At 63.5% G+C, this 13,301-nt stretch carries 9 protein-coding genes; 7 read left to right on the top strand and 2 right to left on the bottom strand.

Annotation, left to right across the window (positions count from 1 at the left end; all coding sequences use genetic code 11):
* Positions 1–30: 30 nt before the first annotated feature.
* Positions 31–519: an Lrp/AsnC family transcriptional regulator gene (locus QD208_RS05605; RefSeq protein WP_043331273.1), complete on the bottom strand. Its 489-nt coding sequence runs from the start codon at positions 517–519 to the stop codon at positions 31–33.
* 557 nt (positions 520–1,076) lie between these two features.
* Between QD208_RS05605 and QD208_RS05600 the strand changes: the two genes are divergently transcribed.
* Both QD208_RS05600 and gltS read left to right on the top strand, forming a co-directional pair.
* A complete protein-coding gene (locus QD208_RS05600; protein ID WP_043331272.1) occupies positions 1,077–2,801 on the top strand; it encodes a 2-isopropylmalate synthase in 1,725 nt (574 codons plus the stop codon).
* 457 nt (positions 2,802–3,258) lie between these two features.
* On the top strand, positions 3,259–4,449 hold the full coding sequence (gene gltS, locus QD208_RS05595; protein WP_043331271.1) for a sodium/glutamate symporter: 1,191 nt from the start codon (positions 3,259–3,261) through the stop codon (positions 4,447–4,449).
* A gap of 272 nt (positions 4,450–4,721) precedes the next feature.
* Here the strand turns inward: gltS and QD208_RS05590 are convergent, their stop codons facing one another.
* Positions 4,722–6,218, bottom strand: a complete 1,497-nt coding sequence (locus QD208_RS05590) for an SLC13 family permease (protein WP_054555474.1) — start codon at positions 6,216–6,218, stop codon at positions 4,722–4,724.
* Between the two features lie 523 nt (positions 6,219–6,741).
* On the opposite strand from QD208_RS05590, the gene galE reads away from it, so the two are divergent.
* The 5 genes from galE (at position 6,742) to QD208_RS05565 (ending at position 13,206) form a co-directional block, all read left to right on the top strand.
* Entirely contained in the window at positions 6,742–7,764 is a 1,023-nt protein-coding gene (galE, locus tag QD208_RS05585) for a UDP-glucose 4-epimerase GalE (RefSeq protein ID WP_054555473.1), read from the top strand.
* Between the two features lie 200 nt (positions 7,765–7,964).
* Entirely contained in the window at positions 7,965–8,792 is an 828-nt protein-coding gene (gene cysQ / locus QD208_RS05580) for a 3'(2'),5'-bisphosphate nucleotidase CysQ (protein ID WP_107336293.1), read from the top strand.
* Between the two features lie 79 nt (positions 8,793–8,871).
* On the top strand, positions 8,872–10,722 hold the full coding sequence (locus QD208_RS05575) for a sulfatase-like hydrolase/transferase (protein ID WP_172978707.1): 1,851 nt from the start codon (positions 8,872–8,874) through the stop codon (positions 10,720–10,722).
* Position 10,723: 1 nt separating this feature from the next.
* On the top strand, positions 10,724–12,076 hold the full coding sequence (locus tag QD208_RS05570; protein ID WP_153636266.1) for a UDP-glucose/GDP-mannose dehydrogenase family protein: 1,353 nt from the start codon (positions 10,724–10,726) through the stop codon (positions 12,074–12,076).
* The gene (locus QD208_RS05565) at positions 12,073–13,206 is read left to right on the top strand and encodes a glycosyltransferase family 4 protein (protein ID WP_153636265.1); all 1,134 of its coding nucleotides are present in this window, start codon (positions 12,073–12,075) and stop codon (positions 13,204–13,206) included. The genes QD208_RS05570 and QD208_RS05565 overlap by 4 nt, the downstream gene beginning before the upstream one ends.
* Positions 13,207–13,301 lie beyond the last annotated feature (95 nt).

Below are 13,301 nucleotides of genomic sequence, written 5' to 3'. Positions count from 1 at the left end.
TTGCTGAAGGCTTGATTCAGACAGTCAGGTTCAGGAGGTCGTCGGGACGCGCTGGTGATCGATCACCTGACGCAGCACGAAGCTTGAATGCACGCCGGTCACCCCCTCGATCCGCGTGATCTGCTTGAGCAGCAGGTCGTGATAGTCATCCATGTCCTTGACCACCACCTTGAGCTGGTAGTCGGCTTCCTGGCCGGTGATCAGCAGGCATTCCATCACCTGGGGCAGCGAGGCGATGGTGTCCTCGAAGTTGGTGAAGCGCTCCGGGGTGTGGCGGTCCATCGAGATATGCAGCAGCGCCATCAGGCTGAGTCCCAGCTTGCGGGCATCTATCTGGGCGCGGTAGCCGGTGATCATGCCGCTTTCTTCCAGCGCACGGACACGGCGCAGGCAGGGCGACGGGGACAGGCCAATGCGCTCCGCGAGTTCCTGATTGCTGATGCGACCCGAGTGCTGAAGCTCGTCAAGAATGCGACGGTCGAAGCGGTCCAGTGTCGGGAGAGGAATATTCTGGCTCATTTTCGCAATCCATTGGCGGTGAAGATGTGAATGGTGAAATAATCTGCTTTTATGATGGCGATGTCATGTGGTTTTCGCAATCGTCCGCCCTGATATGCGGCATATACTGTAATCACTGCTCAGCGATGAAGACGCCCGCTCGGGTCGTGGCTGTCGCATGACACGACGCACGGCGCGAACGACAGACCTGAGCAGGATGAGCCACCGGCGCTGGCAACACGCCTCTTGCAACCGGTGAACGCGGAACGCAGTCGACTTCTGATCGAAGCGAGGCTGCCGAAACGGCTCTGGTGGTGATCCCACCGTCCTTCTCTCCGCGCTGGAGACCGTGATCCGGTCCCGGAGCTTGCGGCGGGCAGTGACGTTACGCTGCCCCCGACTTGCTTGCTTGCCCTGCTGACGGCAAGCTTTCGGATGCAAGGCCTTCACGCCTTCGTCATCTCACATTTACTCAGGCGCCCCGATTGGGACACTGTTGAGTGCGAAAGGTGCCATCGATCTCCCGTATCGGGCCTCGATTGCCGGTTTTTCGCACCCAGACCGCCAAGGACACGACCATGACTGCTGCATCCACGCCAAGTGCTGCCTTCGACCACACCAAATATCGCCCCGTGACCCCTGTTGCACTGACCGACCGCCAGTGGCCGTCGCGTACCGTGACCCAGGCGCCGCTATGGGCGAGTGTCGACCTGCGTGATGGCAATCAGGCGCTGCTCGAGCCGATGACGGTCGAGCAGAAGAAGCTGATGTGGAAGCTGCTGGTCAAGATCGGCCTCAAGGAGATCGAAGTCGGTTTCCCCTCCGCCAGTCAGCTCGATTTCGACTTCGTGCGCTGGTTGATCGAGGAAGATCAGGTCCCGGAAGGCGTCAGCATCCAGGTGCTGGTGCAGGCGCGTGAACATCTGATCGCGCGTACCTTCGAATCGCTGGTCGGTGCGCGTGATGCCGTCGTTCACGTCTACAACTCCACCTCCACCGTGCAGCGTGAGCGGGTGTTCGAGATGGACCGTGACGGCATCAAGGCCATCGCCGTCGAGGGTGCGCAGCTGGTCAAGGACTACGCCGAGCGCTATCCGGACACCAACTGGGTGTTCCAGTACTCGCCGGAGAGCTTCACCTCCACCGAGATGGATTACGCCGTCGAGGTGTGTGAGGCGGTGATGGATGTCTGGCAGCCGACGCCGGAAAAACGCTGCATCCTCAACCTGCCGGCCACGGTGGAAGTGGGCCCGGCCAATCACTTCGCCGACCAGGTCGAGTACTTCATCAAGCACCTGAGCCGTCGTGACTGCGCGATCATCTCGCTGCACACCCACAACGACCGAGGTGGCGCCGCCGCTGCCGCCGAACTTGGCCTGCTGGCCGGGGCTGACCGCATCGAAGGCACCTTGCTGGGCAACGGTGAGCGCACCGGCAACATGGACCTGATCACCCTGGCGATGAACCTCTACAGCCAGGGCATCGATCCGGAGCTGGATCTCTCCAACCCGGACGAGATCATCCAGGTCTACACCGAGTGCACCAATCTGCCGGTTCACCCGCGTCACCCGTGGGTCGGCGAGCTGGTCTACACCGCCTTCTCCGGCAGCCACCAGGACGCCATCCGCAAGTGCCTCAAGAAGCAGCAGCCTGACGAGCCGTGGCAGGTCGCCTATCTGCCCATCGACCCGCAGGATCTGGGCCGCGACTTCCAGGCGGTGATCCGCGTCAACAGTCAGTCCGGCAAGGGTGGCATGGCCTTCCTGCTCGAGCGCGATCATGGCATCAGCCTGCCGCGCTGGATGAGCCTCGAGCTTGCGCCGCACGTGCAGAAGGCCAGCGAGCAGGTCAGTGGTGAGCTGTCCAGCGACCAGATTCGCGCGATTCTCGATGCCAGCTTCAAGCGTGAAGCGCCGCTGAGTCTCAAGGGCTATCGTCTGGATCGCGAAGGGGCCGAGCAGCTCACCGCGACACTGGTCGATGACAAGGGCGAGCAGATCGCGCTGGCCGGCGAAGGCAACGGTGCCATCTCCGCCTTCATGGATGCCTGGCAGCGTCACACCGGTTCCACCGTCAGCGTGGTGGACTACGGTGAGCACGCCCTCGGCGAAGGCAGCGATGCCGTCGCGGTGGCCTTCGTGATGCTCAACCTGGATGGCAAGCGTGTCTGCGGCATGGCCGAGGATGGCGATACCGTGAGCGCATCGCTCAAGGCCGTGCTGTCGGCGGTCAATCGCGGCCTGGAAAGCAGTGCACGCAGCGAAGCGGAACGTGCCGAGGAGGCCGGTCCGGTCGCTGTCTGACGACAACACGCCTCATGCGTGACTGATCAGGGGCTTTTTTGCCTCTCTCGAGACCCTCGCTCATCAGAGCGGGGGTCTTTGCGTTTCGTGGCAGGGCAGAAGTTGCCCGGCTGGCGCTCACGCCCGCCGTTGCTGGGCTGACGCGGGCAGGCTTGCGTGGAAAATACGTGTCATGCTCGCCAGGCCGCTATAGACTTTTGTCTGATGTTGACGGCTCAGTCAACATCCGGGCTTGCACCGGTGCCCACCCTGCGTATCATCGCTGCACCCGCATAATGATAACGATCTGGTGGCAGACCGGATTCGAGAACACAACAATTCCAAGCGGTGCAAAGGCAAATCCCCTGATTGAAGAGATAATGGATGCGTCCCCATCCCTGCTCTGATCGGGCATCGCCAGTGCACCTCTCGTTCAGGAGGTCCGCTAGAACAACCCACAACTACTCATCGGTATCGCATGATTCAACTTGATGCTATCACCACCCTGTTGCTGGCGGCGCTTGTCCTCGTCGTTGGCCATCTGATCGTCGAGCGCGTGCGCGTGCTGCGCGAATTCAATATCCCCGAGCCTGTGGTCGGCGGCCTCATCGCTACCATCATCGTCACCGGCCTGCGCGGCTTGGGTTACGAGTTCCAGTTCTTCGGCGGTCTCCAGACTCCCTTCATGTTGCTGTTCTTCGGCTCCGTTGGCCTGTCGGCCGACGTTCGCATGATTCGTGCCGGCGGCAGCAAGCTGGTGCTGTTCCTCGCGCTGGTCATCGGTCTGCTCATCCTGCAGAACCTGCTGGGTGTCGGTGTTGCCAGTCTGTTCGGTCTTGATCCGGTACTGGGTCTGCTCGGCGGTTCCATCACCATGTCCGGTGGCCACGGTACCGGCGCGGCATGGGCCAACGTCTTCGCCGACGAATATGGCATCAATGGCGCGATGGAAGTCGCGATGGCCTGTGCCACCTTCGGGCTGGTGTTCGGTTCCCTGATCGGTGGGCCGACGGCGCGTTTCCTGATCAATCGCATGAAGCGCGAAGGGCAGGACATCAACGCCCAGGTCAGCGATTCCGAATATGACGAGACGGAAGTCCAGCATCCGCTGAATACGTCCAATGCCCTGAAGACACTCTTCATGCTGCTGCTCGGGGTCGTCTGTGGCCAACAGCTGCAGTCACTCACCTCGGGCACCGCCTTCTCGCTGCCGACCTTCGTGTGGGTGCTGTTCAGCTGTATCGTCATCGGCAACGTGGTGCGCGCCTTCGGCGACAAGCACCTCAATACCCACGCCGTGGATGTGCTGGGCAATATCAGCCTGTCCATCTTCCTGGCGCTGGCGCTGATGACGCTCAAGCTCTGGGATCTGGCCAATCTGGCACTGCCGATTCTGGCCATCCTGCTGGCACAGGTCGCGCTGGTGTTCCTCTACACCACCCAGGTCACCTTCCGCCTGATGGGCAAGAACTATGACGCTGCGGTACTGGTCGCGGGTAACTGTGGTTTCGGCATGGGCGCCACGCCGACGGCGATCGCCAACATGCAGGCGGTCACGCAGCACCACGGGCCGTCGCGTCTGGCCTTCATCATCGTGCCGGTGGTGGGTGGTTTCCTGATCGATATCGCCAACTCGCTGATCATCAAGGGCTTCCTCGGCTTCTTCTGAACATGACAGCAGGTGTCATGAGGAGAAGTCGCAGAATCTGCCTGGCATGAACGACAACGCCGGACTCCATTGGAGTCCGGCGTTGTCGTTTGGGGGGCTGAGGCTTGCAGGTTGCGATGTCTCAGGCTTCAAGGGCTCAGGCTTCAAGGGCTCAGGCTTCAAAGACGGTGAGAAGCTCGTCAGGCGCTTGTGTTCTCGCCCTCGTTCTCACCCTCACTTTCACCTTCGCTCGCACCTTCGCTCTCCTCCAGGCCCCGCGCCAGCACTTGCCTCTACACCCACAGTGCCACGATCAGGCCATAGGCCAGCAGCGTGACGACCACGGTACCGGCCAGGTTCAGGAAGAAGCCGGCGCGCATCATGGTCTGGATCTTGAGGTGGCCGGTGGCGAACACGATGGCGTTGGGCGGCGTCGCCACCGGCATCATGAAGGCACAGCTGGCCGCGATGGCTGCCGGCACGGTGATCAGCAGCGGATCGATGTCCAGTGACAGCGCCAGTGCCCCCAGCAGTGGCAGGAAGGCAGCTGCCGTCGCGGTATTGGAGGTGACCTCGGTGAGGAAGATGATCACCACGACCACGATGGCGACCAGGCCGATGAGCGGCAGCACGCTGAACATCGACAGCTGGCCGGCGATCCACTCGGCGAGACCCGAGCTCTTGATCACGCCGGCCAGTGCCAGACCACCCCCGAACAGCAGCAACACGCCCCAGGGCAGGTCACGTGCGTCTTCCCACACCAGCAGGCGGCGGCCGCGTGAGGTGCCGGAGGGAATGGCGAACAGGCCCACGCCAATGGCCATGGCGATGCCGGTGTCCGACAGCCAGGCAAGGCCCATCTGATTGATCAGCGGACGGAACATCCACAGCAGGGCAGCCACCAGGAAGGCGACGCCGACACGTTTCTCGGCGCTGCTCATGGCGCCCAGTGCCTTGAGCTCGCGGCTGATCATCTCGCCGCTGTCTGCCGTCTCGGACTTGAAGGAGAAGGGCGTGCGCGTCAGCCACCACCAGGTGATGGCGCACATCGCGATGGCGACCGGCAGGCCGACGACCATCCACTGGGCGAAGCCGATCTCGATGCCTTGATCACTGGACAGGTAGCCTGCCAGCAGGGCATTGGGCGGTGTGCCGATCAGGGTCGCGATACCACCGAGGCTGGCGGAGTAGGCGATGCCCAGCAGCAGGGCGGCGGCGTAGCGCTTCAATTCCGGGTCATTGCTGTCGCGCTCGTCCTGACCACTGGACATCAGGCTGACCACTGACATGCCGATGGGCAGCATCATGATGCTGGTGGCGGTGTTGGACACCCACATGCTGATGAAGCCGGTGGCGATCATGAAGCCGGCGATCTGGCGGCGCGGCGAGTGACCGGCAAGCTTCAGCGTATGCAGGGCCACGCGGCGATGCAGGTCCCAGCGCTGCATGGCGATCCCGAGCAGGAAGCCACCGAGGAACAGGTAGATGGTCGGGTTGGCATAGGCGGCGGTGGTGCTCTTGATGTCGTCGATGCCAAGCGCCGGCACCAGCACGATGGGCAGCAGCGAGGTCACCGGAATCGGCAGGGCCTCGGTGGCCCACCAGGTGGCCATCAGCAGGGCCAGGCCGACGCAGAGCCAGGCGCTGTCCGGCATGTCACCCGGTGCCGGTGTCAGCCAGGTCAGCAGCAACAGGAGGGGTCCGAGTATCAGGCCGATGCGCGCCGCGAGTGGCGCTTGTGGCGGCGTAGTGGATTGATCAGCGACGTGATCGGGAGATTGCTCAGGCATGTCGACTCCAGAGAAGCCGGTCGGCGACTGGCTTCCTCATCATGGTGGTCATCGTGTTGTTGGTATGGGTCATGGTAGGTGATGGCGAGTTGTCGTGTTGGTGTTATTCATTACATGTCGCGCATGTTCCCGCGGCCGGGGTGACGTGCACGACGTGTCATGTTGCCTGCCTTGTCGGAAAGTCGCTCGCGAGTCGATCAGCCGGGCGCTCAGGCGGCAAGGCGCGGCCATTGTCTCAGCATTGCGGCGCGGCTCAATAGCCTTCATTGCCTGTTTTGAAACTCCGGCAAGTGAAATCTTGACGCCGCGCAAGCGCGACGCTTGATCCGAGGCGCTCACACCTCGGGCCAGGCCCAGTGTGACGCCATCTTGCACGGGTCAGGTTGCTGTCTGGCGACAGACGCTGTCGTTGGCTGTGGACTTGTGAGCGCAAGGGCTGGAAGGTAGGGTTAGCAGCCATGAACAGGGCCAGCGCAGGACAACTGCGTGGCCCACTGTCGCGTTACTTTCACAAGGAAGATGATTGATGATTCTGGTCACGGGTGGTGCAGGCTACATCGGCTCTCATACGGTATTGGCGCTCATGGAGGCCGGCCATCAGGTGCTGGTGCTGGACAACCTGTCCAATGCCAGTGAAGCCTCTCTTGCGCGTGTGGCGACGCTTGCCGGGCGCGAAGTGCCGTTCGTCGAAGGGGATATCCGCAACGGCGCGCTGCTCGACAGCCTGTTCGAGCGTCACGATATCGAGGCCGTGGTCCACTTCGCCGGGCTCAAGGCGGTCGGCGAGAGCGTCGCCAAGCCGCTGGCCTACTACGACAACAACGTCAACGGCACCTTGGTGCTGTGTGACGCCATGGCGCGTGCCGGCGTCAAGCGTATCGTGTTCTCTTCCTCCGCCACCGTGTATGGCGATCCGGCCTCCACGCCGATCCGTGAAGACTTCCCGACCTCCGCGACCAACCCCTATGGCCGCTCCAAGCTGATGGTCGAGGAAGTGCTGCGCGACCTGGCCGTCGCGGATGACAGCTGGCGCATCGCGCTGCTGCGCTACTTCAACCCGGTGGGCGCCCACGAATCCGGCACCATCGGTGAAGACCCCAACGGCATTCCCAACAACCTGGTGCCGTATATCAGCCAGGTCGCCGTGGGCCGCCTCGAGGAACTGGCCGTGTTCGGTGATGACTACCCGACGCCGGATGGCACCGGGGTGCGCGACTACATCCACGTCGTCGACCTGGCCGATGGCCACCTCAAGGCGCTGGACTACCTGGCCGGTGATGCGCGGGATGGCGTTCACACCTACAACCTGGGCACCGGTACCGGCTACAGCGTGCTGGACATGGTCAAGGCATTCGAGAAGGCCAGCGGTCGTCCGGTGCCGTATCGCATTGCACCGCGTCGCGCCGGTGATATCGCCGAGTGCTGGGCAGAGCCGGACAAGGCCTTCAACGAGCTGAAGTGGAAGGCCGAGCTGGGTCTCGACCGCATGATGGCCGACAGCTGGCGTTGGCAGTCACGCAACCCCAACGGCTATCGCAGTGCCTGAAAACTGATACTGCATGGTCAGTGCGCCGAAGTTGACCAAGCTTGAGTTGACCGAGCTTGAGTTGACCGAGCTTGAGTTGACGGCGCTTGTGTGAAGACCTCTCGAAGCGGTCGCGGGCAGCATCCGCGGCCGCTTTTGCGTATGATGACGGCGGGCCGAAGGGCCCGTGTCGACTCCTTCGAATTCTCTGCGAGACCCCCATGACCCAGTCTGATGTCACCCTCGATCTTGAACTGCTGACGGCCATTGAACAGCTTTGCCGTGAAGCGGGGCAGGCGATACTCGCCGTTGCCCGTGGGGGAGAGCTCGGCACGCGTGCCAAGGCGGATGACAGCCCCGTCACGGCGGCGGATATGGCGGCGCATCATGTGTTGGTCGAGGGGCTGGCCCGTCTGACGCCGCAGATTCCGGTGCTCTCGGAGGAGAGCGACAAGGCCGATATCGCGGCGCGGCGTGACTGGCAGACCTTCTGGCTGGTCGACCCGCTGGATGGCACGCGTGAATTCGTCACCGGCAGCGGCGAGTACACTGTCAACGTGGCGCTGATCCAGGGTTCGCGCAGCGTGCTAGGGGTGGTGGATGCGCCGGTGCTGGAGACGACCTGGAGCGGGCTCGCCGGTGTGGGGGCCTTCCGGGAAGACGCCACTGGGCGTGTCGCGATCACGGTCAGCCCGGAGCCTGAGGTATTGAGAGTCGTGGCGAGCAAGTCGCATCTCGATGCGCGCACGGCGGCGCTGATCGAGCGACTGACACCGGTGGAGAACGTCAGCTGTGGCAGCTCGCTCAAGTTCTGTCGCATCGCGGAAGGCAATGCGGATCTCTATCCGCGCTACGCGCCGACCAGCGAGTGGGACACCGCGGCGGCCCAGGCCGTGCTGGAAGCGGCCGGCGGCCAGGTCTTCGATGCCGAATCATTGCCCGCACAGCCGCGTCGTCTGGACTACAACGCCCGCGATACGCTGGTGAATCCCTTCTTCATCGCCTGTGGCCAAGCGGATGGTCGCTGGCGCCAGGCGCTGGACGTCTGAGGGTGGCCGGGGCTCGACGGCTCGTGCATCCATTGGCCCGCGTGAGGGCTGAAGCGCTCATGTCATGGCGAGGACGCGCATGAAGGGCCTGCTGCAGCGCCTCGTCCGTCGCCTGTTTGCGCGCAGCGATCAGGCGAGCAAACGGGCCGGGGTGATCTCCGCCATCACGCTGGCCCTGCTGGCGAGTCTGGTGCCGTTGATCTATCACGGCCTGCTCGAGGGCGGCCTGATCCTGTTCGGCAATCTGTTGCTGTGGCCGTGTCTGCTGGCGGCGCTGCATCGTCCGCGCTGGCGTTGGCCGGCGCTGGGGCTGATGGCGGCGCTGGGCGTCAATCTCTCCGCAAGCGTGGTCAGCGCCGTCTATTACGATTCCCGCTATGGGCTGGCCTTCGCGCTCAGCTCGCTGGATACCAGCCGCAGCGAATCGATGGCGATGCTGTTCAAGTTTCCGCTGGCCCTGATCGTGCCGCTGGGGTTCTTCCTGCTGGCGCTGTCGCTGGGCAATCGCTTCGGGGCGGGGCTGGCTCGCGCCCGGCTGGGCGGGCGCAGCGGAATCGCCTTCGTGCTCTGGATGCTGATGCTGCTGGTCGGTAGCTGGCAGTGGGGCCGTGCCAGCGTGCCGTTGGCCATCACGACGCTGTCGGTCTCGCCGGGCTGGAACCTGGCCACCACCTCGCATGCCTGGTGGGAGAAGGAGCGCTACAAGGCGCTGATGGCGGATGACTATGATTTCGGTGGCGTCTCGCGCAGCCCCGAGGTGTCGGATGATGCTGTCTTCGTCCTGATCATCGGCGAATCCCAGCGCCGCGATCAGCTGTCGCTGTATGGCTATTCCCGCGCCACGACGCCGAATCTCGATGCGCGTCGCGATGAGCTGGTGGTCTTCGATCAGGCCATCGCGCCGGCGCCGCAGACCGTGCTGGCGGTACCGATGCTGGCCAGTCTGACCGACCCGCGGACCTTCTCGCCGCGCTACCTGGACGCCAATCTGATCTCGCTGGCCAATCAGGCCGGCTATCATACCGAGTGGCTGTCGCGCCAGGGGCTCGATATCACTTCCGAGCGCACCTGGATCACCGCCATCGCCCAGCGTGCCGATGTCGCTCGCACCATCATGACCGACTATGACGATGGCTTGCTGGATGCACTGGATGAGGCGCTGGCGCGCGAGGTCGAGGGGCCGCGGCTGATCGTGCTACATCTCTACGGCAGCCATCCACCGGCCAGCCTGCAGTACCCGGATTCACTGCGCTATTTCCTGACCCCGGACAGCCGCTCGCCGCTGACCGATGCCTACGATGACAGCATCCGCTTCACGGATCAGGTGATCGAGGGTGTCTTCCAGCGCCTCGAGGGGCGACCCGCTGGCGTGCTCTATCTGTCGGACCACGGCCTCGAGCATGACCCGCTCAGTGACGCCTATGTGCATGGCGGTGATCGCCCCAGTCAGGCGCCGTACCGCATTCCGCTGTGGCTGTGGCAGACGGGGCAGGCGCCCAATCCCGCGCGCGAGCTGACGCGCCTGCGTTCGCACGCCGATGAGCCTTTCGCCAGTTTTGACCTGCCCTATCTGGCCAGCGACTGGCTGGGCATCCGTTTCTCCGGTGACAAGCCGTGCCTGTCGCCCTGGGCGGTCTGCTATCAGCCACGTGAACGTCATCCGGTGCTGGACCAGCTGGGACGATTGAACTTCTATGAAGCCCTGCCGTCGGACTTTCTTTCCCGACCTCTGGCGCCGGGTGCCGAAGAGCTCGAGGAAGCGGTCGAGGCGACCACCGAGCTGCTGGAGCGCCCGGAGTTCATGTCCGGGCAGGGCGCGAAACGCGACGGGCGAGCCCCGCAGCCGGATTCCCGCGTGACGCCGTCGGAGGATTCATCGGCGTTCACCTTGTCACCTGCTTCATTACCTTCAGAAACCCTCAAGGACTGACATGAAAATCACTGTCTTCGGAACAGGCTACGTAGGCCTGGTGACTGGCACCTGTCTGGCCGATGTCGGCCATGACGTGATCTGCATGGACGTTGATGCGGCCAAGATCGATGGCCTCAAGCAAGGCGAGATCCCCATCTTCGAGCCGGGGCTGGAGAGCATGGTGCTGCGCAATGTCGAGGCCGGCCGTCTCAACTTCACCACTGACGCCCGTCAGGCCGTCGAGCACGGCGTGCTGCAGTTCATCGCCGTGGGCACACCGCCGGATGAAGACGGCAGCGCCGACCTCAAGTACGTGCTTGCGGTGGCCGGCACCATCGGCGAGCACATGAATGACTACAAGGTCATCATCGACAAGTCCACCGTGCCGGTGGGTACGGCAGACCGCGTCACGGCGCGAGTCGCCGAAGTGCTTGCCGAGCGCGGCGAAAGTGTCGACTTCGATGTCTGCTCCAACCCGGAATTTCTCAAGGAAGGCGCGGCGCTGGAGGACTTCACGCGTGGCGCGCGCATCGTGGTCGGCACCGATTCCGAGAAGGTGCGTGAGCGCATGCGCGAATGCTACGCGCCCTACAACCGCAACCATGAAAAGCTGATGTTCATGGATGTGCGCGCCGCCGAGCTGACCAAGTACGCCGCCAACGCCATGCTGGCGACCAAGATCAGCTTCATGAACGAGATTTCCAACCTGGCCGAACGCCTGGGTGCGGACATCGAGGAGGTGCGTCGCGGCATCGGCAGTGACCCGCGTATCGGCTACCACTTCATCTATCCCGGTTGTGGCTATGGCGGTTCCTGCTTCCCGAAGGACGTCCAGGCACTGGCGCGTACTGCCAGTCAGGTCGGTTATGACGCCGAGCTGCTGACTGCGGTCGAGTCCGTCAACAAGCGCCAGAAGGTCACGCTGTTCGACAAGCTGTCGCGGGCTTTCGATGGCGACCTCAAGGGCAAGACCATCGCCGTCTGGGGTCTGGCCTTCAAGCCCAACACCGATGACATGCGTGACGCGCCGAGTCGCACGCTGATGGAAGCGCTGTGGGCCGCTGGTGCGACCGTGCAGGCCTATGATCCGGAGGCCATGAAGGAATGCCGCCGCATCTACGGCGAGCGCGACGACCTGGTGCTGGTCGCGGACCGTCAGCAGGCGGTCAAGGGCGCCGATGCACTGGTGGTGTGCACCGAGTGGAAGGAATTCCGCACCCTGGATGGCGAGTGGCTCAAGGCGCAGCTTGGCTTCCCGGTAGTGGTCGATGGCCGCAACCTGTTCGAGCCCGCCGCCATGAAGGCCGCTGGCCTGATGTACTACGCGGTCGGTCGCGGTGACTCCATGCGCCGCGTGCAGGAGGCGTCGTGAGCACTGGTGCAGGCAAGCTGGCCGCGATCGCCATTCGTCAGGTCGAGAAGAATACCGGTGCCAGCCGCAATGCCTTCGAGCAGGCGGATGCGTTGCGCGCGCTGGGCTATCGCGTGGTGATTCTCGCCGAGCGCGGCAAGCCTGAACTGGCTCGCTCCCACGGCGCGGAGCTGGTGCGCCTGTGGCGGTGGCCCTTCAAGGGGGCGTATCGACGTTTCTGGTTCAATCGTCGTGTTCAGGCCTGGGCCAGCCGTCATGCGCCCGACCTGCTGATCAGTCATGGTGACTGCGAAAGCCCGGATACCGTCTATCTGCACAATTGCGTGCACCTTGCCTCGCAGTGCATCCATGGCCGTGAGCTGCCTCGCGACCACGAAGTGGCGGCGATTCATGATCACGTGCTCAAGGGTGGCAAGTTCCGTCAGGTCGCGGTCAATTCGCGCATGATGGGCGAGGATCTGATGGCGCGCTACGGTATCGCGTCTGAGCGGATCGAGATCAGCTACCCGGGCTATGATCCGGAGCAATTCACGGTCGAGCGTGCGCGCGCAGGGCGCACCGCCCAGCGTGAGGCATTGGGCGTGGCCGAGGATGAGCTGCTGGTCGGTCTGGTGTCATCCGGCAACTTCACCAAGCGCAACGTGGCCGGCTTCGTGGCGATGGCGGCACTGATGGAGCAGGCCTCACCGGGCCGCTATCGCTTCCTGGTGGTAGGCAAGGATGATGCCGCGCCTTACCAGCAGCAGGCCAGGGAGGCGGGCATCGCCGAGCGCATGATCTGGCGCTCGACCATTCCCGAGGTCGAGACGCTCTATGGTGCGCTGGACCTGTTCGTGATGCCGGCCCATATCGAGGAGTTCGGGCGTGTCGCGCTGGAGGCGATGGCCTGTGGTGCGCCGGTGCTGCTCAATGCGCGGGTCGGCTCGGCCGAGTTGCTCGATGATTACCCTGAGCTGGTCATGGCGGCAGAGTCCACACCACAGCAGTGGGCCGAGCGCTGCACCCATCTGCTCGAGAGCGATACGCAAGCGCTGAGCGCTGCGCTGGCCAGTCTGGCATGCAATTACTCGCATCAAGCGCAGAATCTCAAGCTCAAGGCCAGCTTCGAGGCCTTGATGGCGGGGCGGTGAAGGTACGCGCTGACAGATTGACCGCTCGCGTGCCGGACGAAGCATGAGTGCGACAGAGAAAAGCGTGCAAGAGTGAATGACACGACTGGCCCCGT

Origin of the sequence: Cobetia sp. 29-18-1, assembly GCF_029846405.1 — a bacterium.
Lineage (GTDB): Bacteria > Pseudomonadota > Gammaproteobacteria > Pseudomonadales > Halomonadaceae > Cobetia > Cobetia amphilecti.
Note: the sequence above shows the minus strand (reverse complement) of the source record. Positions and strands in the feature narration are given on the sequence as shown.